Annotated in this window: 24 protein-coding genes, 2 tRNA genes and 2 pseudogenes; 20 read left to right on the forward strand and 8 right to left on the reverse strand. The window is 67.2% G+C overall.

The window, feature by feature from the left end; all coding sequences use genetic code 11:
* The 3 genes from A5622_RS17275 to A5622_RS17285 form a co-directional block, all read left to right on the forward strand.
* On the forward strand, positions 1 to 3,272 hold a 3,272-nt coding region (locus A5622_RS17275; RefSeq protein WP_066880227.1), incomplete at its 5' end, for an NAD-glutamate dehydrogenase domain-containing protein.
* Positions 3,269 to 3,682 (forward strand): thioesterase family protein, encoded by a 414-nt coding sequence (locus A5622_RS17280; RefSeq protein ID WP_066880229.1) that lies wholly within the window; start codon positions 3,269 to 3,271, stop codon positions 3,680 to 3,682. The genes A5622_RS17275 and A5622_RS17280, both read left to right, overlap by 4 nt.
* Positions 3,670 to 4,341, forward strand: coding sequence for a hypothetical protein (locus tag A5622_RS17285; protein WP_066880231.1), 672 nt, complete (start codon positions 3,670 to 3,672; stop codon positions 4,339 to 4,341). Before A5622_RS17280 ends, A5622_RS17285 begins: the two co-directional genes overlap by 13 nt.
* Before the next feature lie 76 nt (positions 4,342 to 4,417).
* On the opposite strand, the gene A5622_RS17290 is transcribed toward A5622_RS17285, so the two are convergent.
* The 3 genes from A5622_RS17290 to A5622_RS17300 all read right to left on the reverse strand — a co-directional run bounded on the left by A5622_RS17290 (position 4,418) and on the right by A5622_RS17300 (position 7,514).
* A complete protein-coding gene (locus A5622_RS17290) occupies positions 4,418 to 5,434 on the reverse strand; it encodes a pyridine nucleotide-disulfide oxidoreductase (protein WP_066880251.1) in 1,017 nt (338 codons plus the stop codon).
* Between the two features lie 86 nt (positions 5,435 to 5,520).
* Positions 5,521 to 7,086, reverse strand: a complete 1,566-nt coding sequence (locus A5622_RS17295; RefSeq protein ID WP_066880233.1) for a glycoside hydrolase family 13 protein — start codon at positions 7,084 to 7,086, stop codon at positions 5,521 to 5,523.
* 38 nt (positions 7,087 to 7,124) lie between these two features.
* The gene (locus tag A5622_RS17300) at positions 7,125 to 7,514 is read right to left on the reverse strand and encodes a globin (RefSeq protein WP_066860250.1); all 390 of its coding nucleotides are present in this window, start codon (positions 7,512 to 7,514) and stop codon (positions 7,125 to 7,127) included.
* Between the two features lie 144 nt (positions 7,515 to 7,658).
* Here A5622_RS17300 and A5622_RS17305 point away from each other — a divergent pair, with 144 nt between their 5' ends.
* The 3 genes from A5622_RS17305 to A5622_RS17315 all read left to right on the forward strand — a co-directional run bounded on the left by A5622_RS17305 (position 7,659) and on the right by A5622_RS17315 (position 9,061).
* Positions 7,659 to 8,306, forward strand: coding sequence for an HNH endonuclease (locus tag A5622_RS17305; RefSeq protein ID WP_066880235.1), 648 nt, complete (start codon positions 7,659 to 7,661; stop codon positions 8,304 to 8,306).
* Positions 8,307 to 8,373: 67 nt separating this feature from the next.
* The gene (locus A5622_RS17310; protein WP_066880237.1) at positions 8,374 to 8,610 is read left to right on the forward strand and encodes a hypothetical protein; all 237 of its coding nucleotides are present in this window, start codon (positions 8,374 to 8,376) and stop codon (positions 8,608 to 8,610) included.
* Positions 8,597 to 9,061 (forward strand): DUF5130 domain-containing protein, encoded by a 465-nt coding sequence (locus A5622_RS17315; protein WP_066880239.1) that lies wholly within the window; start codon positions 8,597 to 8,599, stop codon positions 9,059 to 9,061. The genes A5622_RS17310 and A5622_RS17315 overlap by 14 nt, the downstream gene beginning before the upstream one ends.
* Here A5622_RS17315 and pepN read toward each other — a convergent pair.
* Positions 9,058 to 11,682 (reverse strand): aminopeptidase N, encoded by a 2,625-nt coding sequence (gene pepN, locus A5622_RS17320; protein ID WP_066880241.1) that lies wholly within the window; start codon positions 11,680 to 11,682, stop codon positions 9,058 to 9,060. The two genes, A5622_RS17315 and pepN, sit on opposite strands and share 4 nt — an antisense overlap.
* Positions 11,683 to 11,773: 91 nt before the next feature.
* Here pepN and A5622_RS17325 point away from each other — a divergent pair, with 91 nt between their 5' ends.
* The 4 genes from A5622_RS17325 (at position 11,774) to A5622_RS28410 (ending at position 14,188) form a co-directional block, all read left to right on the forward strand.
* Positions 11,774 to 12,397: a DsbA family protein gene (locus tag A5622_RS17325; protein WP_066860235.1), complete on the forward strand. Its 624-nt coding sequence runs from the start codon at positions 11,774 to 11,776 to the stop codon at positions 12,395 to 12,397.
* Positions 12,398 to 12,468: 71 nt separating this feature from the next.
* The gene (locus A5622_RS17330) at positions 12,469 to 12,948 is read left to right on the forward strand and encodes a ribose-5-phosphate isomerase (protein WP_066860232.1); all 480 of its coding nucleotides are present in this window, start codon (positions 12,469 to 12,471) and stop codon (positions 12,946 to 12,948) included.
* A gap of 18 nt (positions 12,949 to 12,966) precedes the next feature.
* A complete protein-coding gene (locus A5622_RS17335) occupies positions 12,967 to 13,773 on the forward strand; it encodes an Fpg/Nei family DNA glycosylase (RefSeq protein ID WP_066880243.1) in 807 nt (268 codons plus the stop codon).
* 136 nt (positions 13,774 to 13,909) lie between these two features.
* Positions 13,910 to 14,188 (forward strand): hypothetical protein, encoded by a 279-nt coding sequence (locus A5622_RS28410; protein WP_197499474.1) that lies wholly within the window; start codon positions 13,910 to 13,912, stop codon positions 14,186 to 14,188.
* A 61-nt stretch (positions 14,189 to 14,249) separates the two neighbouring features.
* Here the strand turns inward: A5622_RS28410 and A5622_RS17340 are convergent, their stop codons facing one another.
* A complete protein-coding gene (locus tag A5622_RS17340; RefSeq protein WP_066880245.1) occupies positions 14,250 to 15,440 on the reverse strand; it encodes a serine hydrolase domain-containing protein in 1,191 nt (396 codons plus the stop codon).
* A gap of 32 nt (positions 15,441 to 15,472) precedes the next feature.
* Positions 15,473 to 15,543 (reverse strand) — tRNA-Gly (locus A5622_RS17345).
* Between the two features lie 148 nt (positions 15,544 to 15,691).
* On the opposite strand from A5622_RS17345, the gene A5622_RS17350 reads away from it, so the two are divergent.
* The 4 genes from A5622_RS17350 (at position 15,692) to clpP2 (ending at position 18,602) form a co-directional block, all read left to right on the forward strand.
* Positions 15,692 to 15,768: transfer RNA gene (locus A5622_RS17350), tRNA-Pro, on the forward strand.
* A gap of 77 nt (positions 15,769 to 15,845) precedes the next feature.
* A complete protein-coding gene (tig, locus tag A5622_RS17355; RefSeq protein ID WP_066880247.1) occupies positions 15,846 to 17,264 on the forward strand; it encodes a trigger factor in 1,419 nt (472 codons plus the stop codon).
* 115 nt (positions 17,265 to 17,379) lie between these two features.
* Complete coding sequence (gene clpP1 / locus A5622_RS17360) at positions 17,380 to 17,970, forward strand: ATP-dependent CLP protease proteolytic subunit ClpP1 (RefSeq protein WP_066860220.1); 591 nt, start codon at positions 17,380 to 17,382, stop codon at positions 17,968 to 17,970.
* A complete protein-coding gene (gene clpP2, locus A5622_RS17365) occupies positions 17,967 to 18,602 on the forward strand; it encodes an ATP-dependent CLP protease proteolytic subunit ClpP2 (protein WP_066860217.1) in 636 nt (211 codons plus the stop codon). Before clpP1 ends, clpP2 begins: the two co-directional genes overlap by 4 nt.
* A gap of 28 nt (positions 18,603 to 18,630) precedes the next feature.
* Here clpP2 and mmuM read toward each other — a convergent pair whose 3' ends face one another.
* Positions 18,631 to 19,554: a homocysteine S-methyltransferase gene (mmuM, locus tag A5622_RS17370; RefSeq protein ID WP_232002991.1), complete on the reverse strand. Its 924-nt coding sequence runs from the start codon at positions 19,552 to 19,554 to the stop codon at positions 18,631 to 18,633.
* 340 nt (positions 19,555 to 19,894) lie between these two features.
* On the opposite strand from mmuM, the gene clpX reads away from it, so the two are divergent.
* From clpX to mobA, 5 genes and pseudogenes are all read left to right on the forward strand, one after another.
* Positions 19,895 to 21,175: an ATP-dependent Clp protease ATP-binding subunit ClpX gene (clpX, locus tag A5622_RS17375; RefSeq protein WP_064953001.1), complete on the forward strand. Its 1,281-nt coding sequence runs from the start codon at positions 19,895 to 19,897 to the stop codon at positions 21,173 to 21,175.
* A gap of 22 nt (positions 21,176 to 21,197) precedes the next feature.
* Positions 21,198 to 21,290: pseudogene (locus tag A5622_RS30220) on the forward strand (hypothetical protein); the annotation flags it as partial.
* A 277-nt stretch (positions 21,291 to 21,567) separates the two neighbouring features.
* Positions 21,568 to 23,523, forward strand: coding sequence for a 2-oxoacid:acceptor oxidoreductase subunit alpha (locus A5622_RS17380; protein WP_156749350.1), 1,956 nt, complete (start codon positions 21,568 to 21,570; stop codon positions 23,521 to 23,523).
* A 48-nt stretch (positions 23,524 to 23,571) separates the two neighbouring features.
* A complete protein-coding gene (locus A5622_RS17385) occupies positions 23,572 to 24,672 on the forward strand; it encodes a 2-oxoacid:ferredoxin oxidoreductase subunit beta (protein ID WP_066860208.1) in 1,101 nt (366 codons plus the stop codon).
* Position 24,673: 1 nt separating this feature from the next.
* Positions 24,674 to 25,291 carry a molybdenum cofactor guanylyltransferase gene (gene mobA / locus A5622_RS17390; RefSeq protein ID WP_082994616.1) on the forward strand — a complete coding sequence of 206 codons (618 nt, stop codon included), beginning with the start codon at positions 24,674 to 24,676 and terminating at the stop codon, positions 25,289 to 25,291.
* 1,157 nt (positions 25,292 to 26,448) lie between these two features.
* On the opposite strand, the pseudogene A5622_RS30825 reads toward mobA, so the two are convergent.
* Positions 26,449 to 26,775 (reverse strand): annotated as a pseudogene (locus A5622_RS30825) (transglycosylase family protein); the annotation flags it as partial.
* Here A5622_RS30825 and A5622_RS30230 point away from each other — a divergent pair.
* The coding region (locus A5622_RS30230) for a hypothetical protein (protein WP_232002993.1) at positions 26,776 to 26,840 on the forward strand (65 nt) is incomplete at its 3' end. It abuts the pseudogene before it with no gap.

The following is a 26,840-nucleotide window of genomic DNA, read 5'->3' on the forward strand; positions in this document are numbered from 1 at the left end:
ACATCGCCATCATCAATGCGCTGCAAGACAACTCGGTCAAGCTGGTCTTCACCGAGAACGAGGACGGGTCCGCCCAGCTCACCTGGTTCCTGGGCGGACGCACCGCCTCGCTGAGCCAGCTACTGCCCATGCTGCAGAGCATGGGCGTGGTGGTGCTCGAGGAGCGGCCGTTCACCGTCGAGCGGTCCGACGGGCTGCCGGTGTGGATCTATCAGTTCAAGATCTCACCGCACCCAACCGTCCGGCTGGCCTCGACGCAAGCCGAGCGCGACGCGATGGCCGAGCGGTTCGCCGACGCGGTCACCGCGATCTGGCAGGGCCGCCTCGAGATCGACCGGTTCAACGAGCTGGTGATGCGTGCCGGCCTTCGCTGGCAGCAGGTCGTGTTGTTGCGGGCCTACGCAAAGTACTTGCGGCAGGCCAACTTCCCCTATAGCCAGTCCTATATCGAGTCGGTGCTCAACGAGCACCCCTCGACCGCGCGATCGCTGGTAGCGCTGTTCGAGGCGTTGTTCGACCCCAGCCCCGATCCATCGTCGACCCGCGATGCGCAGGCGGCCGCCGCGGCGGTCGCCGCCGACATCGACGCGCTGGTAAGCCTGGACACCGACCGCATCCTGCGTGCCTTCGCGTCGCTGGTGCAGGCCACGTTGCGCACGAATTACTTTGTGACACGCGAAGGTTCGGCCCGGGCGCGCAATGTGTTAGCGATCAAGCTGGATGCCCAGCTGATCGGCGAGCTGCCGCTGCCCCGCCCGAAATACGAGATCTTCGTCTACTCGCCCCGGGTCGAGGGCGTGCACCTGCGGTTCGGCCCGGTGGCCCGCGGCGGCCTGCGCTGGTCGGACCGTCGAGACGACTTCCGCACCGAGATCCTGGGTTTGGTCAAGGCGCAGGCGGTCAAGAACGCCGTCATCGTGCCCGTCGGCGCCAAGGGCGGATTCGTCCTCAAGCGGCCACCGCTGCCCACCGGCGACGCCGCCGCCGACCGCGACGCGGTCCGCGCCGAGGGCGTCGCCTGTTATCAGCTGTTCATCTCCGGCCTGCTCGACGTCACCGACAACGTCGACCATGCGACCGGAAAAGTGAACCCGCCACCCGAAGTCATCCGGCGCGACGGCGATGACGCGTACCTGGTGGTCGCGGCCGACAAGGGCACCGCGACCTTCTCCGACAGCGCCAACGATGTCGCCAAGTCCTACGGGTTCTGGTTGGGCGACGCGTTCGCGTCCGGTGGATCGGTCGGTTACGACCACAAGGCCATGGGCATCACCGCCAAGGGCGCGTGGGAGGCCGTCAAACGGCACTTCCGGGAGATGGACATCGACACGCAGGCGCAGGATTTCACCGTGGTGGGAATCGGCGACATGAGCGGCGACGTCTTCGGCAACGGCATGCTGCTGAGCAAGCACATCCGGCTGCTCGCCGCCTTCGACCACCGGCACATCTTCTTGGATCCCGATCCCGATGCCGCGGCTTCCTGGGAGGAACGCCAGCGGATGTTCGACCTGCCGCGCTCCAGCTGGGAGGATTACGACACGTCGTTGATCAGCGAGGGCGGCGGGGTGTACAGCCGTGAGCAGAAGGCGATTCCGGTCAGCCCCCAGGTTCGCGAGGCGTTGGGCATCGACGGCTCGGAGGATGGGGTCACCGAGATGACACCACCCAATCTGATCAAGGCGATCCTGCAGGCGCCGGTCGATCTGCTGTTCAACGGCGGGATCGGTACCTACATCAAGGCGGAGTCCGAGTCCGACGCCGACGTCGGCGATCGCGCCAACGATCCGGTGCGGGTCAACGGAAACCAGGTGCGCGCCAAAGTGATCGGCGAAGGCGGCAACCTCGGGGTGACGGCGTTGGGCCGGGTGGAGTTCGATCTGGCGGGTGGCCGGATCAACACCGATGCCATGGACAACTCGGCCGGCGTGGACTGCTCGGACCACGAGGTCAACATCAAGATCCTGATCGATGCCCTGGTGACCGCGGGCAAGGTCAAGCCGGAAGAGCGCAAGCCGCTGCTGGAATCGATGACCGACGAGGTCGCGCAGCTGGTGCTCACCGACAACGAGGAACAGAACGACCTGATCGGCACCAGCCGCGCCAACGCGGCCAGCCTGCTTCCCGTGCACGCCAGGCTGATCCAGTACCTGGTGGACGAGCGCGGCATCCACCGCGAGCTGGAAGCGCTGCCCACGGAGAAGGAGATCGGGCGCCGCGCCGAGGCCGGCATCGGGCTCACCTCACCGGAGCTGTGCACCTTGATGGCGCACGTGAAGCTGGGCCTCAAGGAGGAGATGCTCCAAACCGAGCTGACCGAACAGGACGTCTTCGCGTCCCGGCTGCCGCTGTACTTCCCGAAGCCGTTGCGGGAACGGTTCACTGCGGAGATTCGCACGCATCAGCTGCGCCGCGAGATCGTCACCACCATGCTGATCAACGACCTGGTGGACGCCGCGGGGATCAGCTACGCGTTCCGGATCACCGAAGACGTCGGCGTCGGGTCGGTCGACGCGGTGCGCACCTACGTCGCCACCGACGCGATCTTCGGCGTGGGGGAGATCTGGCGGCGCATCCGCGCGGCGAATTTGCCGGTCGCACTGTCGGATCGGCTCACGCTGGACACCAGGCGGCTGATCGACCGTGCCGGGCGGTGGCTGCTCAACTACCGTCCGCAGCCGCTGGCGGTCGGGGCCGAGATCAACCGGTTCGCCGCCAAGGTCCAGGCGCTGACGCCGCGAATGTCGGAGTGGCTGCGCGGTGACGACAAGGCGATCGTGGAGTCCGAAGCCGCCGAATTCGCCTCGCAGGGCGCGCCGGAAGACCTGGCCTACATGGTGGCCGCCGGCCTCTACCGCTTCAGCCTGCTCGACATCATCGACATCGGTGACATCAACGACATCGACGCCGCCGAGGTCGCGGACACCTATTTCGCGCTCATGGACCGGCTGGGCACCGACAGGCTGTTGACGGCGGTATCCGAACTGCCGCGGCGAGACCGCTGGCACTCCTTGGCGCGGTTGGCGATTCGTGACGACATCTATGCTTCGTTGCGGTCGCTGTGCTTCGATGTGCTCGCCGTGGGCGAGCCGGACGAAAGTGGTGAAGAGAAGATCGCCGAGTGGGAACACCTGAGTGCCTCCCGGGTCGAGCGGGCCCGCCGAACACTCATCGAGATCCAGGAAAGCGGAAACAAGGATCTCGCGACGCTGTCCGTCGCCGCCCGACAAATACGCCGCATGACCCGCACCAGTGGAAGAGGATCATCAAGTTGAGCGTCGGCTTCGTCGCGCCCGTTCCAGTGCGCTGGTCGGACATCGACATGTATCAGCACATCAACCACGCCACCATGGTCACCATCCTCGAGGAGGCGCGCGTCCAGTTCCTGCGCGATGCGTTCGAGGTGGACATCATGACCATCGGTTTGCTCATCGCCGAGGTCAAGGTGACCTACAAAGGGCAGCTGCGGCTGATCGATTCACCGCTGCAGGTGACGATGTGGACCAAGCGGCTGCGGGCGGTCGACTTCACGCTTGGCTATGAGGTGCGATCGGTCTCCGCGGACCCGGCGTCGAAGCCCGCCGTCATCGCCGAGACGCAACTGGCCGCCGTCCACATCGAGGAGGAGCGCCTGGTGCGACTCTCGCCACAGCATCGGGAGTATCTACAACGGTGGATCAGGTAGCCGACCGCGGACTTTGGCTGGGTGCCGATGCCAGGGCCGCACACCGAGCGGATCTGGCCGCGTTCGTCGACCGCGCCCTGCGCCTCGATGACGCCGCGATCATCCGATTCCGGACCCGGTCGCCGGGTCTGGTGACCGCCTGGGTCGCAACGGGTTTCGACGTGCTGGCGAGCCGGGTAGTGGTCGGCGAGGTGCGGCCCGCCGATCTGTCGGTTGGCGCCGACGCGCTGGCGCGTGGCCTGTCCGCGATGGACGACTCGGGGCATGTCGATCCGGGCTTCGCGATGGATTCGGCGTGGCGGGGTGCGTTGCCGCCGGAATCCGGCTTCACCCACCTCGAGGACATCCCGGCCCGGGTGATGCTCGACCTCGCGCAGCGCGGAGCCCAACTTGCCAAGGAGCACAGCAGTTCTCACGGGCCGCCAGTGTCGCTGCTCGACCAGGAGGTCATTCAGGTCAGTTCGGCCGACGTTCAGGTCGGGCTGCCGATGCGCTGCGTGTTCGCGCTAACCGCGATGGGTTTTCTGCCGCAGTCGCCCGATGCGGTCGGCGCCGACGAATTGATCCGGGTCCGGATACTGCCGACGTGGTTGCGCCTCGACGCCCGGTTCGGTTCGGTGTATCGCCGCCGCGGCGATCCCGCGCTGCTGCTGGGCTGACGCGCCCGGTCGCGGGCGACGTCGCAAACGGATCAGGCTGAGTTTAAAGCCGCGGGCCTGGACCGCCCGGCGTAGATCAGGGGCCGTAGAGCAGCCACAGCGGCAGGACGGCGTCGAGATAGTCCATGAATTTCTTCAGGCCCACCCGAAACTGCCCGTACCCGTAGGGGTCTTCGGCGTACTGGGGGAACGCGATGCCAACCCCGAACAGTCCGGGGGCAAGGATCCCGTTGGTCCGGTTGTAGTCCAGCTGGCCCCATTGCGGGGTCTCGGGCAACTTCCTGCGTTCGAAGCCGACGGTGTAGACGACCCGGTCGCATTGCGCCAGTTTCTCCGCGAATTGCGGGCTGGACACCCAGCACCTCTCCAGGCGGTCCGGAAGCACCCCGTCGATGTTCTCCCGCGCCCAAACAGCCGCCCGGCCCTTCAGCCCCGTGTCGTCGAACAGTATCCAATCGTCAAGATAGACAGCGTATTTCAGCGGGCTCCGGTAAAAATTGATGATCCGCTTGACGGGATGGCGCAGCAGGTTGGGCAGGACGATCATCGACGTGTGTGACGAGCCGAACACGGCGACCGTCGCCCCCTCGAGCGGCTCCTGGGCGAGCTTCTCGGGATCCAGGGCGACCTGGACTTCGATCTCCTCGAGATCGGCGTGGCGAAGTTTTTTGGGGTCCGCGCCCACGGCCAGGATCACGTTCCTGGAAAAGATCTCCCGTTGTTCGGTCTGGACCCGCCACTGGCGGTCCTGCAAAGACAACTCGGTGGCGGTCGTGGTGAAGTCGTCGACCTGCTCACGCAGCTGCTCGGTGACCCACACCAAGGGTTCGGCGAGCAGGCCGAGCGCACAGGTCTCCTGGAGATCGACCTCCTTGAGCGGCATCGGTGGCGCTTCTGAGAACCGAAACGCCTTGGAGCCGTTGAAGTATTCGAGAAAGAGCGCGACGTGGGTGTTGCTCGACACCGACCGCCACTTCTGGCCGATGTCTCCGGCAGCGAAGGCCGGATCGACCCAGGCGATCCGTTCGGCCGCGACCCCGTGATCCAGCAACCTTCCCACTGCGGCGATGCCCGCCGGGCCGGCGCCGATCACTGTCCACTCGTAGGAAGCCATCCACCACATATAGAGCAGTCAGCCGGGAAATGCTCACCGTGGCTGCAGCCGGGCGGCCGGGCCGGCTACGCCAGCCAGGCCGCGGCATCCGGCGGGAGTTTGCCCTCCAGCAGCGGCGCGCTCGCCAGGATCAGCTCGCCCGCCGGCAGCGGCACCGGCGAGTCGCCGCTGTTGAGCACGCAGACCAGCCCACCGGGCCGCCGGAAGATCACCGCATCGCCGGCCGCGTCCAGCCATTCGACGCCCACGCCGTCGAATTCCACACGGCGCTTTCGCAATTCGATCGCCCGCTGGAAAAACGACAAGGTGGAGTCGGGATCACCGCTCTGCTTTTCGACGGTCAGCGCCGCCCATTCCGCCGGCATCGGCAACCACGTCTCGGACGAGAAGGAGAACCCGAACGGCGGCTCCTGACCCGACCAGGGGATCGGCACCCGGCACCTGTCGCGGCCGCGCTCGGTGTGGCCGGAGCGCTCCCACGTCGGGTCCTGCAGCACCTCGTCGGGCAGGTCCACGTCGGGTAGCCCCAGCTCCTCGCCGTTGTAGATGAACACCGCACCCGGCAGGGCGAGCATCACCAGGGCCATCGCGCGGGCGCGGCGCAGCCCGACCTCGCCGTCGCCGTAGCGGGTGACTTCCCGGCCGACGTCGTGGTTGGACAGCGTCCAGGTCGGGACGGCGTCCTGCAGGGCGGTGGCGGCCAGCGAGTTCTGGATCGCGTCGCGAATCTCGGCGGCGTCGAAGTCGATCTTGGTCAACCGGAAATTGAAGCCCAGGTGCAGTTCGTCGGGACGCAGATACTCGGCCCAGCGGACGTTGTCGGTGACCCAGACCTCGCCGACGGTCACCGCCCCGGGATAGTCGTTGACCACCCTGCGGATGTCGCGGTGGATGTCATGCACGCTCGGGTTGTTGAAGCGCGGGTCGTCGTCGGTGTGGCTGAGCACCTTGGACTCGACGTCGGGGGAGTCGGGCAGGCCGGCCGGCTTGGCCATGCCGTGCGCCACGTCGATGCGGAAACCGTCCACGCCGCGCTCCAGCCAGAACCGCAGCGTCTTCTCGAAGTCGTCGAAGACGTCCGGGTGCTCCCAGTTCAGGTCGGGCTGCTCGGCATCGAAGAGATGCAGGTACCACTGGCCGGGGTTGCCGTCGGGTTCGACCACGCGCGTCCACGCCGAGCCGCCGAACACCGAGGCCCAGTTGTTCGGCGGCAGCTCGCCGAACTCGCCGCGGCCGTCGCGAAAGAAGTAGCGTTCCCGCGCGTCGGTGCCGGGCCCGGCGGCCAGCGCCGCGGCAAACCACGGATGCGCCGAACTGGTGTGGTTGGGCACCACGTCCATGGTGATCTTCATGCCCCGCTCGTGCGCGGCGGCGATCAGCCGCTCGATGGCGGCCATCCCGCCGAACAGCGGGTCGATGTCACGCGGATCGGCGACGTCATAGCCGTGGTCGGCCATCGGGGACACGGTGACCGGATTGAGCCAGATCGCGTCCACACCCAGTCGCTCCAGGTGGTCCAGGTGCGCCGTCACCCCGTCCAGATCGCCGACGCCGTCGCCGTCACTGTCGGCGAAGGACCTCGGGTACACCTGATAGAACACCGCGCTTGACCACCACGGCTTGGACTCCATTCCACCCCGCTTCGTTTCGTGGGCCGACAGGTTCGCCCTCACAGGGGCGCGTTGACGAGTGAGTGGGCAGCCATTTCCAGATAGTCGAGCAACGCGCGACGGTGTTCGTCGTCGAGTGTCTGCGAATCGATGGACGCGACGGCGGTGTGCATGCACCGCAGCCACGCGTCACGTGCCAGGGGAGTGATCCGGAACGGCACGTGACGCATCCGCAGCCGGGGATGTCCGCGCCGGTCGGAGTAGGTGCGCGGGCCGCCCCAGTACTGCTCGAGGAACATCCGCAACCGTTCTTCGGCACCCTCCAGGTCGTCCAGCGGATACAGCTCACGCAGGATCTCGTCCTCGGGGACCTGGGCGTAAAAGCGCGACACGATCGCGTGGAACGTCTCGGCGCCGCCGATCGCGTCGTAAAAGCTGACCTGATCCATCGCCGTCCATTGTGGTGCATCGCGGCGGCGCCGAGCCCAGCCGGCCCGATCCCATGCCCGCTGTTCACCGGCTGGACACGGCGTTTCACCTGCAATAGGGGTGCGATTGTCGGCGAATCATGGTGGACTGTTCGCGGAGGATCTATGGCGCAGGGCAAGAGACGCCGCAGCCACCGCAGTCCGGTAGCCGCGGCAGGGTTAACCGGGCCCACAACCGCGTCGTCCCTGCACAGTGTTGAAATCCATTCACCCGCCCGCTCGGAGAGCGCGTCCATCTGGAGTCGCCGGCGGGTCCTGCTGCTGAACTCCACCTACGAGCCGCTGACCGCGCTGCCGATGCGCCGCGCGATCGTCATGGTGATCTGCGGCAAGGCCGACGTGGTGCACCACGATCCGGCCGGCCCGGTCATCCACTCGGCGACCAGCTCCATCGTGGTGCCCTCGGTGATCCAGCTGCGGTCCTACGTCCGCGTTCCGTATCGCGCGCGCGTCCCGATGACCCGGGCCGCGCTGATGCACCGCGACCGGTTCTGCTGCGCCTACTGCGGGGCGAAGGCGGACACCGTCGACCACGTGCTGCCGCGCAGCCGCGGCGGCGACCATTCCTGGGAGAACTGCGTCGCGTGCTGCTCGACCTGCAACCACCGCAAGGGTGACAAGCTGCTCAGCGAGCTCGGCTGGGCGCTGCGACGGCCGCCGCAGCCGCCGACGGGGCAACACTGGCGGCTGCTGTCGACGGTCAAGGAACTGGATCCCGCCTGGGCCCGCTATCTCGGCGAAGGCGCGGCCTGACCGCCAATCCGGTGTCCGGTCGCGCCGGTAGATCGGTTCGTGGGATACGGTTTGGCTCGTGAGTCAGATGCATCTCCACCTGTTCATCGTCGGAATACCGCTGTTGCTGGTAGTCGCGCTGTCGGTGCTGATCTGGTCCGGCAAGGGTCCGCACCCAGCGTCCTACAAGCTGGGCGAGAAGTGGACGCACCCGCCCATCCTGTGGGCTGCCACCGGCGAAGACGTCGGCCACGCGCACGGCGGACATGGTGGGCACGGCACGTCGGAGTTCTCAGTTGGAGGTGGCGCCAGTGGCACGTGGTGAGGTAGCGACGCGAGAACCCGCCGAGCTGCCCCGCGGCTGGGTCATCACCACCAGCGGACGGATCTCCGGGGTCACCGAGCCCGGCGAGCTCTCGGTGCAGTTCCCGTTCTCGACCAAAGATCTCGTCGCGGTGGATGACGCGCTGAAGTTCGGCTCGCGGGCGTCCAAGACGCGGTTCGCGATCTATCTGGGCGACCTGGGCAGCGACACCGCCGCGCGGGCCCGCGAACTCCTGGCCCACGTGCCGACGCCGGACAACGCGGTGCTGCTGGCCGTCTCGCCCGACCAGAGGGTCATCGAGGTGGTCTACGGCACCCAGGTCCGTGGCCGTGGTGCCGAGTCGGCCGCGCCGCTGGGGGTGGCGGCGGCGTCCTCGGCGTTCGAGCGGGGCGACCTGGTCGACGGCCTGGTCAGCGCGATCCGCGTGCTCAGCGCCGGCATTTCGGCCTAGGCTCCGACTTCGTCGGTGGGGGCCGAGCCCTCGCCGGCGTCGAAACGGCGCGCCCGCAACGAACGCTTCACTCCGGCCTGGCCCTCGAGTACCAGGCGGCGCAACGCCGCGGGCACCTCGGGGTCGGACAGGAACCTGTCCGCGGCGGCGATGCCGTCGTCGCTGATATCCCAGTGCGGGTACAGGCCGATCACCACCGTCTGGGCCACTTCGCTGGACCGGCGCGTCCAGACACCGGAGATCGCCTCGAAATAGCGCTCGGTGAACGGCTTGAGCAACTCGGCCTGCCCGGCGGGGGCGATGCCCGCGATGATCGAGCGGGCGGTGATGTTGGCCAGGGTGTCGTCCTCGACCACCGTCGTCCAGGCATCCTCCTTGACCTGCAACTGGGGTCGGGCCGTGGCGGCCTGGGCGCCGTGCCGCTTGCCGGCGGCGGTCGGGTCGCGTTCGACCTCGGCGTCGATGAACGGCGTGGCGGGCCCGTCGGCGTCGATCTTGCCGGCGGTGGCCAGCGCCGTGACGATCCGCCACCGCAGGTCGGTGTCGACCACGAGGCCGGCCAGGCCCAACTCGGCGGGGTCGCGGTCGAGCAGGTCGGCCAGCGTCGCCACATGGTCGGCCGACAGCACCGACGAGCACAGCGTGTTGACGAAGGCGAGCTGGTGATCCGAGCCGGGTTGCGCGGCCCGCGCCAAGTCCAGCAGCCGGTCGGCGAATTGCGGCCAGCCCTGCTCGCGCGCCCAGCCCTGCTCGGCGTAGGACGTCAGCGCCGTCTGCGCCTGCAGCAACAACCGCTGGGCCACCCCGACCTCGGATTCGGCGTGCACGCCGCCAGTGACCAGGGCCACGAAGTCGCGTGCTCGTAGCTCGGCCTCGCGCGTCATCTCCCAGGCGGCCGACCAGACCAGCGAGCGCGGCAGCGGCTCGGCGATGTCGGCGATGCGCTCCAGCGCGGTGCGCAGCGCCTCGGCATCCAGCCGCAACGAGCAATATGTCAGGTCGTCGTCATTGACCAGAATCAACTGGCCCCGCGAAACACCAACCAGTGCAGGGACTTCCGTGACCGGGCCCTCAACGTCGAGTTCCTCGCGGTGTACCCGCACCAGCTTTCCGGTTCCGCTGGAATCGCTGTCGTCGTAGATCCCGACCGCGAGCCGGTGCACCCGGGTCTCACCGGCGCCCGGGGCGGCGCCGCTCTGGGTCACCGCGAACCTGGTGAACTTACCGTCAGCGTCGACGTCGAACTCCGGCCGAAGCGTGTTCAGCCCGGTCGTTTTCAGCCACTGCTGACCCCAGTCGGACAGGTCACGACCCGACGCCTGCTCCAGCGCGGCGACCAGGTCGTCGAACGTGGCGTTGCCGAAGGCGTGCGCGCGGAAGTAATCCCGCAGTCCCGCCAGGAAGTGCTCCAACCCGACGTAGGCGACGAGTTGCTTGAGCACCGAAGCGCCCTTGGCGTAGGTGATGCCGTCGAAGTTGACCTCGACCGCTTCCAGGTCGGGGATGTCGGCGGCGATCGGATGCGTCGAGGGCAATTGGTCCTGCCGATAGGCCCACGACTTCTCGACCGTGGCGAACGTCGTCCACGCCTCGGTGAATTCCGTTGCCTCGCTTTGGCACAGCACCGATGCGAAGGTCGCGAACGACTCGTTGAGCCACAGGTCGTCCCACCACGCCATGGTGACCAGGTCGCCGAACCACATGTGCGCCATCTCGTGCAGCACGGTCTCGGCGCGCCGCTCGTAGGAGGCCCGGGTGACCTTGCTGCGGAAGACGTAGTCCTCCAGGAAGGTCACCGCGCCCGCGTTTTCCATTGCGCCGGCATTGAATTCGGGGACGAACAGCTGGTCGTACTTCCCGAACGCGTAGGGCAGGCCAAAGTGCTTGTGGTAGAAGCCGAATCCCTGCTTGGTCTGGGTGAACAGCCGCTCGGCGTCCATGTATTGGGCCAGCGAGGATCGGCAATAGATCCCCAGCGGGATCTCGCCGTGCTCGTCGGTGTAGGAGTCGTTCCACTCGGCGTACGGGCCGGCGATCAACGCGACCAGATAGGTGCTCATCCGTGGTGTGGTGGCGAAGGTGTGCAGGCCGTCGGTCACCGACACCGCCGCGCCGTTGGAGATCACCTTCCAATGCGTAGGCGCGGCCACCCGCACGTCGAAGGTCGCCTTCATGTCGGGTTGGTCGAAACAGGCGAACATGCGCTTGGCATCGGCGGTTTCGAACTGCGAGTACAGGTAGGTCTCGTTGTCGACCGGGTCGACGAACCGATGCAGGCCCTCTCCGGTGTTGGAGTAGCGGCAGTCCGCGTCTACCACGACGACGTTGCGGTCGGTCAGCCCGCGCAGCGGGATGCCGGTCGACTCGTCGTATTCGGAGACATCCAGGTCCCGCCCGTTGAGGGTGGCGCTGCGGATGGTGTCGGCGGCAATGTCGATGAACGAGTCGGCGCCGGCGAGCGCGTCGAACACCACGGTGGTGATCGAGCGGAAAGTCCGTTCGCCGGGTGGGCCACCAGGCCCGGAACCGTCGGTGAGATCGAGGTCGATCTGATAGCTGGTGACGGTGATCAGCGAAGCGCGCTCGACGGCTTGGTCGCGGGTGAGGTTCGGAAGTGCCACGTGTCCAACTTACGGGTCGGGCAAACCGGGAACAGGACGCAGCGGCCTACGGTTGTGCAGATCGGACTTTCCACCAACGAGAGGATCAGCCATGCCTGACACCGCCGCCGCGAAGAACAAAGCAGACTTCTGGTTCGATCCGCTGTGTCCGTGGGCGTGGATCACCTCGCGCTGGATCCTCGAGGTGGAAAAGGTCCGCGACATCGAGGTGAACTTTCACGTGATGAGCCTGGCGGTGCTCAACGAAAACCGCGAGGGCCTGCCCGACGAATACCGCGAACGCTTGTCGAAGGCCTTCGGTCCGGTGCGGGTGGCGATCGCCGCCGAACAGGCTCACGGCGCCGAGGTGCTCGCGCCGCTGTACACCGCGATGGGCACCCAGATCCACAACAAGGGCAACAAAGATCTCGACGACGTGATCAAGCAGTCGCTGGCGGAGGTGGGGTTGCCCTCGGAGCTGGCGGACGCCGCGAACAGCGACGCCTACGACGAGGCGCTGCGCAAGAGCCACCACGCCGGCATGGACGCGGTGGGCGACGACGTCGGCACACCGACCATCCACGTCAACAATGTGGCGTTCTTCGGGCCGGTGCTGTCCAAGATCCCGCGCGGCGAGGAGGCGGGCAAGCTGTGGGACGCCTCGGTGGCTTTCGCGTCCTACCCGCACTTCTTCGAGCTCAAGCGCAGCCGCACGGAGAAGCCCGAATTCGACTAGACCGGTAGGGCGCTGCCCGCCTTGCCCTCGCCGCCGCCAACGCCGCGGGTGGCTGTGTAAGGATTGCGGGCATGCGCGTCTACCTCGGCTCTGACCACGCCGGATTCGAGCTCAAGCAGCAGATCATCGATCACCTCACCAAATCCGGGCACGAGCCGATCGATTGCGGCGCCTTCAGTTACGACGCCGAAGACGATTACCCGGCGTTTTGCATCGCCGCCGCGACGCGTACGGTGGCCGACCCGGACAGCCTGGGCATCGTGTTGGGCGGGTCGGGCAACGGCGAGCAGATCGCGGCGAACAAGGTGCCCGGCGCCCGTTGCGCCCTGGCCTGGAGCGTCGAGACGGCGGCGCTGGCCCGCGAGCACAACAACGCCCAACTGATCGGCATCGGCGGTCGCATGCACACCGTGGCCGAGGCGCTGGCCATCGTCGACGCCTTCTTGACCACGCCCTGGTCGAAAGCCGAACGCCACCAACGGCGTATCGACATACTCGCCGAATACGAACGCACCCACCAGGCCCCGCCGGTACCCGGCGCGGCCAGCTGACGCCGGAAAGGTCTGCGCGTGCCCGAAGGGCATACCCTGCACCGATTGGCCCGGCTGCACCAACGCCGATACGCCGGTGCCCCCGTCGCGGTGTCGAGCCCGCAGGGCCGCTTCGCCGATTCGGCCGCGGTGGTCGACGGCCGGGTGTTGCGGCGCACCAGCGCGTGGGGCAAGCACCTGTTTCATCACTACGCCGGCGGGCCGATCGTGCACGTGCACCTCGGCCTGTACGGCGCCTTCACCGAATGGGAACGGCCCGGCGACGGACTGTTTCCCGAAGCGGTCGGGCAGGTGCGGATGCGCATGATCGGCGCCGGCTACGGCACCGACCTGCGCGGGCCGACGGTGTGCGAAGTCATCGACGAAGGCCAAGTCAGCGACGTCCTGGCCAGGCTGGGCCCCGACCCGTTGCGCAGCGACGCCGACCCGTCCTGGGCGTGGAAGCGAATTGCCAAGTCGCGCCGGCCCATTGGCGCGCTGCTGATGGACCAGACCGTGATGGCCGGGGTGGGCAACGTCTACCGCAGCGAGCTGCTGTTCCGCCACCGCATCGACCCGTTCCGACCCGGCCGCGACGTCGGCGAGGATGAGTTCGACGCGGCCTGGACCGATCTGGTCGCGTTGATGAAGGTCGGATTGCGCCGCGGCAAGATCATCGTGGTGCGGCCCGAGCACGACCACGGCGCGCCGTCCTACCGCCCCGATCGACCCCGGACCTACGTCTACCGGCGGGCCGGCGAGCCCTGCCGGGTGTCCGGTGATCCGATCCGCACGACGGTGCTGGAGGGCCGAAACGTGTTCTGGTGCCCGACATGCCAGAAGTGAGCTCGGGCCGGAACACACCGCGGCGGGCTGGCGCCGTGCGCGTTGGCAGGAAACTCTCAGCCCGAAACGCTGGTGTCAGTTGTTTAGCCAAAGCATCGATACGGGTAAGAAACAACGTGTGAAAACTCTTCCACGTTTGGCCGCAACGGCTCTCGCAATCGGCGGGCTGGGTTTGGCGGGCATCGGCGTCGCGACCGAGGCGCAGGCCCACCCCGGACCCTTCCCGCAATGGTGTCCCGGTGAGCGGTGGGATCCCGGCTGGGGCAACAACTGGGACTGGAACAACTGCCACGACTGGCGCGGAGGGCCTCCTGGACCGCCGGGTTGGGGGCCGGGGGGACCGCCGCACCCCGGCGGCCCGTGGGGACCGGGCGGGCCGGGTGGACCGCCGCCGCCTCCCGGCTGGCACCCCTGATCCGAAAAGTCACACACCAGATGCGCCCCGCCGAATCGGCGGGGCGCGTCTGCGTTGAGCGTCAGATGACTCCCAGCACGGAGTAGACCTCGTTGGACAGCACCAGGCTGCGTGGGTCCGCATTGGCCTTGGTCGGGTCGAAGTGATTGGCCACATACGCGTAACCGATGCGGTGCTCCAGGTCGACGAACCCGAACGAGCCGCCCAGCCCGCCGTGGCCGAAGATGCGGGGGTTCGGCCCGTTGACGCAACGCTGGTTGAGCATGTAGCCCAGACCCCAGCCGTGGTCCGCGACCCGCGGCCCCAGCACCAGGTCGGTCTCCAGGCCGCCCTGGCAGACCCGCACCAGGTCCATGTGCTCGCGGCTGAGCACCTTCTCCTGGGCGAGCGCGTTGTAGAACGTCGCCAGTCCCAGCGCCGAGACCTGCCCGTTGGTGCCCGGGAACTCGAGTTCGCGCCACAGGTTCAGGTCGTGCGAGCCGAGTTCGTCGTCGGGGGCGAACCCCATCGAGATCGACAGCCCCGCCTTGGGGTGCTCGGCCAGGCTCCTCGGGTAGCCCGGCGCCTTCGCGTCGGCCAGCAGATCGCGGGCATGCGGCTTGTTGACCCGCTCGGCGCACCGGTGTTGCTCGCTCAGCGGCAACCCGATGTGCACGTCGGCGCCCAACGGTTCGGCGATCTCGGTGCGCAGGTACTGGCCGATGGACCGGCCCGTCACCCGGCGGAACACCTCGCCCGTGATGAAACCGAAGGTGGTCATGTGGTAGCCCTGCGCGGTGCCCGGCTCCCACCACGGCTCGGCGGCGGCCAGCTGTTCGCAGACGTAGTCCCAGTCGGCGACCTGCTCCCACCGCATCCGGGTGCGCGGGCCGATCACCCCGGAGCGGTGGCTCATCACCATCGCCAGCGTGATGTCTTGCTTGCCCGCCTGGGCGAACTCGGGCCAGTAGTGCGCGACGGGGGCGTGCAGGTCCAGTTCGCCGCGGTCGGCGAGCTGGTGCACGCAGGTGGCCGACAGGCCCTTCGTGCCGGACAACACGGTGGTCAGGGTGTTCTGCTGCCACGGTCGGGTACGGGCCGCGTCGGCCCAGCCACCCCACAGATTGACCACTAGAGACCCGTCGACCCACACCGCGACGGCCGCGCCGACTTCGTTGCCCAGCGTGAAATTGCGCTCGAACGCGTCGCGAACCCCGACGAAGTCCGACGCGCATGAGCCGTGAATCAACGCGTCGGTCAACAGGTCGCTCATGGCGCCTCTCTATCGAGCAGATAGTTAGCCCGAGCGGGCGACGGGAATCGAACCCGCGTAGCTAGTTTGGAAGACTAGGGCTCTACCATTGAGCTACGCCCGCATGTAGTTAGTCGAGCGTGACTGTAGCTGGCGACGAAGATCAAATCTAATCGACTCGGTTTTGTGATCGCTCCGTGAGGTCTGCGACGTCGCTGCGAAGCCCGTGGCCAACCCGGTGTTGAGGGGCCTTAGGATCATCGAGGTCAGCGCGGGGTGTAGCGCAGCTTGGTAGCGCATCCGCTTTGGGAGCGGAAGGCCGCAGGTTCAAATCCTGTCACCCCGACCAGCACCACCGGCCGCGCCCTGCGCGCGGCCCACCGACCACCGAGAACGAGCCAAGAACGAGCACTGAGGAGCACACCCGTGAAGAGCACCGTTGAGCAGTTGAGCCCCACCCGGGTGCGCATCAACGTGGAGGTCCCCTTCTCAGAACTCGAACCCGACTTCCAGCGCGCCTACAAGGAGCTGGCCCGCCAGGTGCGACTGCCTGGATTCCGGCCGGGCAAGGCGCCGGCGAAGTTGCTGGAGGCCCGGTTCGGTCGCGAGGCCATGCTGGATCAGGTGGTCAGCGAGGCGCTGCCGGCGCGGTACGGGCAGGCCGTCGCCGAATCAGAGGTGCACCCGCTGGGTCAGCCCGAGATCGAGGTCACCAAGAAGGAGTACGGCGAGGAGCTGGCGTTCACCGCCGAGGTCGACGTGCGACCCAAGCTCGCCCTGCCGGACCCCGGTGCGCTCAAGGTGTCGGTGGACCCGATCGAGGTCAGCGACGAGGACGTGGACGCCGAACTGCAGTCTCTGCGTGCCCGATTCGGCACGCTGACCGGGGTGGACCGCCCGGTCGCCGACGGCGACTTCGTCTCGATCGACCTGTCGGCCACCATCGACGGTGAAGAGGTTCCGGGCGCCGCCGCGCAGGGCCTGTCCCACGAGGTCGGCTCGGGCCGGCTGATCGCGGGCCTCGACGAAGCCCTGATCGGGTTGTCCGTCGACGAATCTAAGGAATTCACCGCGCAGCTGGCGACCGGTGAGCACGCAGGCAAGGACGCGCAGGTCACCGTCACCGTCAAGTCGATCAAGGAACGCGAGCTGCCCGAGGCCGACGACGAGTTCGCCCAACTGGCCAGCGAGTTCGACACCATCGAGGAGCTCAAGGCCAACCTGCGCGACCAAGTCGGCCGGACCAAGCGCGCCCAGCAGGCCGAGAACATCCGGGAGGCCGCGCTCGACACGCTGCTCGAGCAGGTCGAAGTGCCGCTGCCGGAAGCGATCGTCAAGGACCAGGTCGACAGCGCCCTGCACAACGCCTTGCACAGCCTCAACCACGACGAATCCAAGCTCGAGGAAGTGCTGGCCCAGCAGGGCAAGTCCCGCGAAGAGTTCGAGACCGAGACGCGCACCGCCGCCGAGACGGACGTGAAACGGCAGCTGCTGCTGGACGCCCTGGCCGACGAGCTGGAGGTTCAGGTCGGCCAGGAGGACCTGACCGAGCGGCTGGTCGCGACGTCGCGCCAATACGGCATCGAGCCCCAGCAGCTGTTGGCCTACCTGCAGGAGAACAACCAGCTGCCGGCCATGTTCGCCGATGTGCGCCGGGCGCTGGCCATCGCCGAGGTGATCCGGGCGGCGACCGTCACCGACACCGCCGGAAACGCCATCGACACGAGTGAGTTCTTCGGCAAGCGTTCGGAGGCCGACGATGCCGAGCCGACGGGGGAGGCTGATGCCGAGCCGACGGGCGAGGCTGATGCCGGCGAATCCGACGAGGCCGACGCCGGGGAGTGACCGCGCCGTGACGCTGTGAGCGAACGCGGGGTGCGTGCCGCGAAACGGCGGCCTTGGTTGGTTAGTGTCGTGAATACAGGTCTGAAAGAAAGCAGGTAACCCAGTCGTGACTGACATGCGTTCGCCCTCGCAGGGTCTCAACCTCACGGACTCGGTCTATGAGCGCTTGCTCTCCGAGCGCATCATCTTCCTGGGTTCGGAGGTCAACGACGAGGTCGCCAATCGGCTGTGCGCGCAGATCCTGCTGCTCGCCGCCGAGGACGCGGACAAGGACATTTCGCTCTACATCAATTCGCCCGGCGGATCGATCAGCGCCGGGATGGCGATTTACGACACCATGGTGCTGGCGCCGTGCGACATCGCCACCTACGCGATGGGCATGGCCGCCTCGATGGGCGAGTTCCTGCTGGCGGCGGGAACCAAAGGTAAGCGCTTCGCCCTGCCGCACGCCCGCATCCTGATGCACCAGCCGCTGGGCGGCGTGACCGGTAGCGCGGCCGACATCGCCATCCAGGCCGAGCAATTCACGGTCATCAAGAAGGAGATGTTCCGCCTCAACGCGGAATTCACCGGCCAGTCGATCGAGCGCATCGAGGCGGATTCCGATCGCGACCGCTGGTTCACCGCGCAGGAAGCCCTCGAATACGGCTTCGTCGACCACATCATCACCCGCGCCGCCCACATCACCAATGGAGAAGCCCAGTGAACCCCGAAACCCAGCCCCAGGCGCGCTACATCCTGCCGTCGTTCATCGAGCACTCCAGCTTTGGGATCAAGGAGTCCAATCCCTACAACAAGCTGTTCGAGGAGCGCATCATCTTCCTCGGCGTCCAGGTCGACGACGCGTCGGCGAACGACATCATGGCCCAGTTGCTGGTGCTCGAGTCGCTGGACCCCGACCGTGACATCACCATGTACATCAACTCGCCCGGTGGCGGATTCACCTCGCTGATGGCGATTTACGACACCATGCAGTACGTGCGTGCCGACATCCAGACGGTGTGCCTGGGCCAGGCCGCGTCGGCCGCGGCGGTGCTGCTGGCCGCCGGGACACCGGGCAAGCGGATGGCGCTGCCCAACGCCCGGGTGCTCATCCATCAGCCCTCGCTGCAGGGCGTGATCCAGGGGCAATTCTCCGATCTGGAGATCCAGGCCGCCGAGATCGAGCGGATGCGCACGCTGATGGAAACCACCCTGGCCCGCCACACCGGCAAGGACGCCGCGACGGTCCGCAAGGACACCGACCGGGACAAAATTCTGACTGCCGAAGAGGCCAAGGATTACGGGATCATCGACACCGTGCTCGAGTACCGGAAGCTCTCGGCGCAGACCGCTTAGCGTTCCCGGCCCGTCGCCGAGCGTGCACTCACGGCGAATCTTCGCGCGATTTTTCGCCCTGACTGCACGCTCGGTGAATCGCCGCGATATCGGCGGGCCCCACCCGGCAGCATCCGCCGACGATGCGGGCGCCGGCCGCGATCCACTGCGCGGCCAGGTCCGCGCCGAACCGTGACGGGCCGATCCACTTGCGCCGCAAAGCATCCCAGCGTTCTCCGCTGTTCGGGTAGACGATGACGGGTTTCCCGACGGGCGCGGCGTGCGCGATCGCGGGCAACACGTCCGCGGGCGCGCAGCAGTTCACCCCGAGCGCGACGATCTCGTCGACGCCGGCCGCCACCGCGAACGCTTCGGCCAGTGGTTGCCCGGCGCGGGTGCGGTCCCCGTCGATGGTGTAGCTCAGCCAGGCCGGTACGCCGACCGCGCGCACCAACTCGACCAGCGCCCGCGCCTCGTCGACGTCGGGCACCGTTTCACACGCGAGCACGTCGGCGCCGGCGGCGGCCAGGACCTCCAGCCGCGGCCGATGCCAGCGCGCCAACGCCGCAACCGACAGGCCGTAGCGGCCGCGGTATTCGGACCCGTCGGCCAGCGCCGCGCCGTACGGGCCGACCGAGGCGGCGACCAACAGGCCGTCGACGCCGGTGCCATCGCGCGCCGCCCGGGCGAGCGCGACGCTGCGGCGCAACAACCCGGCGGTCTCCCCGCGATCGAACCCGCGGGCCGCAAAGCCCTCGAACGATGCCTGGTAGCTCGCCGTCGTCGCGATCGCCGCCCCGGCACGAAAGTAGGCGGCGTGCACGGCGACGATGTCCTGCGGGGCGTCCGCGAGCAGCCGGGCCGACCACAGGGAATCGGAAAGGTCATGGCCGCGGGCTTCGAGCTCGGTGGCCAACCCGCCGTCGAGCAGCACGGATCCGCCGGGCCAGTCGAAGCCCGCAGCCAAACCCACCTCGCCACTGTAGGGTGATTTCCTGGGGGTCCGCCCAGGCCTCGCGCGATCGTCGGCGTCGGGTTGGCACCTCCGCCGGTGGTGGGATCGGGGGACAGCCAGCCTCGGTCGCATCACGACCGCGACACGCCAAAGACACGCAAAGCGCGTCTTTCGCGAGTGACGGGCACCGTGTGGCTATATGTTTCATCCATACGGAACAGGCACGAACTCCTGCAAATACCATCGGCGCGATTCAGCGCTTATGGTCGCGGCGGGCCCGATCAAGCGGGTAGCGTCGGTGAATACATGCGGGGACAGGCAACAGCAACGGCGAACAGGAAGTAGGCGCTGACGCACCATGGCACGGATCGGAGACGGCGGTGACCTGCTGAAGTGCTCGTTCTGCGGGAAGAGCCAGAAGCAGGTCAAGAAACTCATTGCGGGCCCCGGTGTGTACATCTGCGATGAATGCATCGACCTCTGCAACGAGATCATCGAAGAGGAGCTCGCCGACGCCGACGACGTCAAGCTCGATGAACTCCCCAAGCCGATCGAGATCCGGGAGTTCCTCGAGGGATATGTCATCGGGCAGGACACCGCGAAGCGGACCCTGGCCGTCGCCGTCTACAACCACTACAAGCGGATCCAGGCCGGTGAAAAGGGCCGGGACTCGCGGCACGAGCCGGTCGAGCTGACCAAGTCCAATATCCTGATGCTCGGGCCGACCGGTTGTGGAAAGACCTACCTGGCCCAGACGCTCGCCAAGATGCTCAATGTCCCGTTCGCCATCGCCGACGCCACCGCCCTGACCGAAGCCGGATATGTCGGTGAGGACGTCGAGAACATCTTGCTCAAGCTGATCCAAGCCGCCGACTACGACGTCAAGCGCGCCGAGACCGGCATCATCTACATCGACGAGGTCGACAAGATCGCCCGCAAGAGCGAAAACCCGTCGATCACCCGCGACGTCTCCGGAGAGGGCGTCCAACAGGCCCTGCTGAAGATCCTGGAAGGCACTCAGGCCTCGGTTCCCCCGCAGGGCGGCCGCAAACACCCGCACCAAGAGTTCATCCAGATCGACACCACCAACGTGCTGTTCATCGTCGCGGGTGCCTTCGCGGGCCTGGAGAAGATCATCTACGAGCGGGTCGGCAAGCGCGGCCTGGGCTTCGGCGCGGAGGTGCGCTCCAAGGCCGAGATCGACACCACCGACCACTTCGCCGAAGTGATGCCCGAAGACCTGATCAAGTTCGGCCTGATCCCCGAGTTCATCGGCCGGCTGCCGGTGGTCGCCTCGGTCACCAACCTCGATCGCGAGTCGCTGGTCAAGATCCTCTCCGAGCCCAAGAACGCGTTGGTCAAGCAGTACACCCGGCTCTTCGAGATGGACAACGTCGAGCTCGAGTTCACCGACGACGCCCTGGAAGCGATCGCCGACCAGGCGATCCACCGCGGCACCGGGGCTCGCGGCCTGCGGGCCATCATGGAAGAGGTCCTGCTGCCGGTGATGTACGACATCCCGAGCCGCGACGACGTCGCCAAGGTCGTGGTGACCAAGGAGACCGTCCAGGACAACGTGTTGCCGACCATCGTGCCGCGCAAGCCGTCGCGGTCCGAGCGTCGGGACAAGAGCGCCTAACTAGCTCCTCGGGCGCACGGCCATCCCCGGCGACGCCGTTCCCCGGCGTCTTGGGCGTGGCCTGGACCTGCTGAACTTCCTCCTGGCCGACGTTCGTGACGGCTTGGGCCGCTACCCATGGCGGGCACGGTATGAACGACGGTTGCTAACGCGCAAGACGTGACCAACGCCACAGTTTGCCGTGCTACTCATCAGTAGACGACGCTGACGTCGCCTTTTGGCCGCGAAGGCTTGCGAGGGGGCGGCGGGGAGACGGCGATGGTGACCGAAAATCAGTGCCATAATTGATACTTCCAGTGACATCAAACCGACACGGCCGGAAAGTCACTTTCACGGGCGTAATCTAGTTTGCGCGCGGTGTCCGCGCGGTGAACAAAGTGGAGGGCAAAGAGGTGGATCCGAACGGCAGCGGAGCCGGATCAGACTCACAGAATGGGGCTCCCCCCAACGGATCTGCCCGTCAGCGCCTCGAGCAAGTCGTCATTCGCTTTGCCGGTGACTCCGGCGACGGCATGCAGCTCACCGGCGACCGGTTCACCTCCGAGGCAGCGCTTTTCGGCAACGACCTGGCGACCCAGCCCAATTACCCGGCCGAGATCCGCGCCCCCGCAGGCACGCTGCCCGGCGTCTCGTCGTTCCAGATCCAGATCGCCGACTACGACATCCTGACCGCCGGTGACCGGCCCGACGTCCTCGTCGCGATGAACCCCGCTGCGCTCAAGGCCAATATCGGGGACTTGCCCCGTGGCGGCATGGTGATCGCCAATTCCGACGAGTTCACCAAACGCAACCTGACCAAGGTCGGCTACGTCACCAATCCGCTGGAGACCGACGAGTTGTCGGACTACGTCGTGCATTCCGTCGCGATGACCACCCTGACGCTCGGTGCGGTCGAGACGATCGGCGCCACCAAGAAGGACGGCCAGCGCGCCAAGAACATGTTCGCGCTGGGCCTGCTGTCGTGGATGTACGGGCGGCCGATCGAGACCAGCGAGAAGTTCATCCGGGAGAAGTTCGCCCGCAAGCCCGAGGTCGCCGAGACCAACGTGCTGGCGCTCAAGGCCGGTTGGAACTACGGCGAGACGACCGAGGCCTTCGGCACCACCTACGAGGTGTCCCGGGCGACCCTGCCCTCGGGCGAATACCGCCAGATCTCGGGCAACACCGCCCTGGCGTACGGCATCGTGGCGGCCGGCCAGCTGGCCGACATCCCGGTCATGCTCGGCAGCTACCCGATCACCCCGGCGTCCGACATCCTGCATGAGCTGTCCAAGCACAAGAACTTCAACGTCATCACCTTCCAGGCCGAGGATGAGATCGGTGGCATCTGTGCCGCCATCGGCGCCTCGTACGGCGGCGCGCTCGGCGTCACCACCACGTCGGGTCCGGGCATCTCGCTGAAGTCCGAAGCCCTCGGGCTGGCCGTGATGACCGAGCTGCCGTTGCTCGTCGTCGACGTCCAGCGCGGCGGCCCTTCGACCGGCCTGCCCACCAAGACCGAGCAGGCCGACCTGCTGCAGGCGTTGTTCGGCCGCAATGGGGAGTCGCCGGTCGCGGTGCTGGCCCCGCGCTCACCCTCGGACTGCTTCGAAACCGCGCTCGAGGCGGCGCGCATCGCGGTGTCGTACCACACCCCGGTGATCGTGCTGTCCGACGGCGCCATCGCCAACGGGTCGGAGCCGTGGCGCATTCCGGACGTCAGCACGCTGCCACGCATCACGCACACGTTCGCCAAGCCCGACGAGCCTTTCCAGCCCTACGCCCGCGACCCCGAGACGCTGGCGCGGCAGTTCGCCGTGCCCGGCACCCCGGGTCTCGAGCACCGCATCGGCGGCCTGGAAGCGGCCAACGGCTCGGGCAACATCTCCTACGAGCCGGTCAACCACGACCTCATGGTCCGGTTGCGCCAGGCCAAGATCGACGGGATCTCGGTCCCCGATCTGGAGGTCGACGACCCGACCGGCGACGCCGAGCTGCTGCTGATCGGCTGGGGCAGCTCGTACGGTCCGATCGGTGAAGCGTGCCGGCGCGCGCGGCGCAAGGGCATCAAGGTGGCCCACGCCCACCTGCGCTACCTGAACCCCTTCCCGGCCAACCTGGGTGAGGTGCTGCGGCGCTACCCGCAGGTGGTCGCGCCGGAAATGAACCTGGGCCAACTGGCGTTCCTGCTGCGGGGCAAGTACCTGGTGGACGTGCAATCGGTCAGCAAGGTGCAAGGCGTCGCGTTCCTGGCCGACGAGATCGGCCGGGTCATCCGCGCCGCGCTGGGCGGGACGCTGGCCGAAGTCGAGAACGACAAGACGATGGTCGCCAGAATGGCGGCAGCAACGGTTGGGGCCGGCGCATGATGGTGCCGGCGCCAATGCAGAGCGAAGCGATGAGGAGGAGCGACGCTCGTGACTGACCTGATCGGCAACCTGGCCGGCAAAGACCTCGGTGTGACCGCGAAGTTGACCAAAAACGACGGGGTCCCCAGGTTGTCTGCGCAGGACCAGCCGCAGAAGTCCAAGGACTTCACCAGTGACCAAGAGGTCCGTTGGTGCCCGGGCTGCGGTGACTACGTCATCCTCAACACCATCCGCAACTTCCTGCCCGACCTCGGGTTGCGCCGCGAGAACATCGTGTTCATCAGCGGCATCGGCTGCTCGAGCCGGTTCCCGTACTACCTGGAGACCTACGGCTTCCACTCGATCCACGGCCGCGCACCGGCCATCGCGACCGGCCTGGCGCTGGCCCGCGAGGACCTGTCGGTGTGGGTGGTCACCGGCGACGGCGACGCCCTGTCGATCGGCGGCAACCACCTGATCCACGCGCTGCGCCGCAACGTCAACATCACCATCCTGCTGTTCAACAACCGGATCTACGGCCTCACCAAGGGGCAGTACTCGCCGACGTCGGAGGTCGGCAAGGTCACCAAGTCGACCCCGATGGGATCGCTGGATCACCCGTTCAACCCGGTCTCGTTGGCCCTGGGTGCCGAGGCGACCTTCGTCGGCCGCGCGCTGGACTCCGACCGCAATGGGCTGACCGAGGTACTGCGCGCCGCCGCCGGGCATCGCGGCGCCGCCGTCGTCGAGATCCTGCAGGACTGCCCGATCTTCAACGACGGCTCGTTCGACGCGTTGCGCAAGGAAGGTTCCGAGGAGCGGGTCATCAACGTCCGCCACGGCGAGCCGATTGTGTTCGGCGCCAACGGCGAATACTGCGTGGTGAAGTCCGGCTTCGGGCTGGAGGTGGCCAAGACCGCCGACGTGTCGGTCGACGAGATCGTGGTGCACGACGCGCACAGCGACAACTCGGCCTACGCCTTCGCCCTGTCCCGGTTGTCGGACCAGAACCTCGAACACACCGTGCTGGGCATCTTCCGCGACATCAGCCGGCCGACCTATGACGACGCGGCGCGTTCGCAGGTCCAGGCGGCCCAGTCGGCAAAGCCGTTCGACACCGCCGCGCTGCAATCGCTGTTGCGCGGGCGCGACACCTGGACCGTCGACTGACGTGGGCGACCAGGTGCCCGACAACACAGAAAAGGCCGGGTCGTTGGCGGGCATCGTGCTGGCCGGCGGCGAATCGCGGCGGATGGGCCGCGACAAGGCCACCTTGCCCGGCCCGGGCGGCGCCGCCACGCTGCTCGAATACGTCGCCGGGGTCATCGCGCAGCGCTGCGAGCCGGTGTTCGTGATGGCCGCGCCGGGGCAACCGTTGCCCGCGGTGCAGGCGCAGGTCATCCGCGACGAGGTGCGCGGCCAGGGGCCGCTGCCGGCGACCGGACGCGGGCTGCGGGCGGCCGCAGAGGCGGGCGCCCGGTATGCGTTTGTCTGCGCCGTCGACATGCCGCTGCTGTCCGCGGAATTGATCGATGACCTGGTGCAGTTGGCCACCGAGACCAACGCCGAGATCGTGCTGCCGTGGGACGGTCGCAGCCACTACCTCGCCGCGGTGTATCGCACCGACCTGGCCGAGCGGATCAGCGGCCTGGTGGCCGGCGGCGCCCGCTCCATGCGTGCCCTGATCGATGCCTCCGACGCACAGCAGCTCGTGCTGCCGGAATCGCGCTTCCTGGCCAACGTCAACACCGAGAGCGACCTGCTGGCCCTGGCGCAGTCCCGGGGCTGAGCCGAGCGCATCGCCGGCCGGCCGCGAATTTCGCTTTTTTTCGATCAATTCGACGCGGACAATTCGGTTTTCCGAAATGCCAAATTGTAAACGCGCATTGCCGTGGGGCGAGACACCTCGGCGATCGATTGCCGCGCCAATGCCGTGTGCGGCGGGGTGCCGTGATCTGTTGGGGCGGCAGCGATTTGAGGATATTCTGCGAGCGCCCTTCGGCGGTGACGACGCCAGGCGCTGGGGCCTGCCATATTGGTGACGCGGTATCTCTGGCAAATTGACGCCGTCCGTATCGCCCCGCTCTTTCCGTCGATGGCGCCGCCGCTAGGCGACGCACAGCCCGGTATCTATGACGCCAGCACTCCTCGGTTTTGTGCCGAGAGTTGTTGTCGTCATGCGTATTTGAATGAAAAGCGTTGCCCGACAAGGCAATACTCAGCATCTCACATCCGGGCCACCACCAAGCCCGCCCCCTGTCGTCCTGAGCATCGTATTGCGCTGGTGCGCATGGTAATTGAGTCATGCACGTGATTCCATCGACGCCCGTGGCGTGGGAACGTTGAAGCCGGCACAAGATGCGGTACCCTGCGCCGCCTGCCGCGGGGGCCGGGATCCGTTGAAAGCGCTGACGAATCGGCGGAACCCCCGCAAATAAACGTGCGCCAGCTCACAAAACGCAGGTGATTCGGCTCACGATTTGTTTGTCCGTGCCGTTCAAGTGGCGATCGCCGAAACGCACTGGTGACCTGCGTAAATGCCCTCGGTACCGCGGCGTGATCGGCCCGTTATCGAAACGAGATATCCGGTTTCCCAAGATGACGAACGCGCCGAGGTCTTCTACGGTCCCTGTTAGCCCACAACGGGTTACGGAAAAGTAATCAGATAATTGAATCTACGGATCCGCGTGTTGAGCGGCGCTACGGACGGCGAAAGCCCGACCGTGGTCGGTGGGTAAGACCCGCCGGGCAGACTTCGCCCGCCGCTGCCGTGCCTGACCAAGACGGCACGTTTCAAAGCAGGCATCAACCAATAGCTTCGGCCCACCTCCGTGGGCTTGCTTTGGCGCGCGCGCAGTGAAAGGAAGACGACTTGAAGAACGTCCGAAAGACGCTCATTCTTGCCGCGGTCACGGGCACGCTCGTGACCATCCCATCCGCCACCGCTCACGCGGACCCGGAAGCGGTGGGTTTCGACCCGAACGCGCCGGTCGCCGGGCCCGCGCCGGACGGGGAGCCACTGCCGCCGTTGGCGTGCCAGGTGCTCGGGGTGAACTGCAGTCCACCGGAGAAGCCGTTACCGGTGCTGATGCCCCAGTTGCCACCCGACTCGCACTGCGCGATGGCATCCCAGTTCACGCTGTAGGCGCGGTGGGCAGGAGGCGGCGGGACATCCGGGCCGGGCGGCGGAGCGTCCGGAGCCGGCGGCGGCGGAGCGTCGGGAGCCGGCGGCGGCGGAGCGTCGGGAGCCGGCGGCGGCGGAGCGTCGGGCCCGTGACCGCAACGCCGCGCGAATTCGACATTGTGCTGTATGGGGCGACGGGCTTCGTCGGGAAACT

Origin of the sequence: Mycobacterium sp. 1245801.1, assembly GCF_001673055.1 — a bacterium.
Lineage (GTDB): Bacteria > Actinomycetota > Actinomycetes > Mycobacteriales > Mycobacteriaceae > Mycobacterium > Mycobacterium europaeum_A.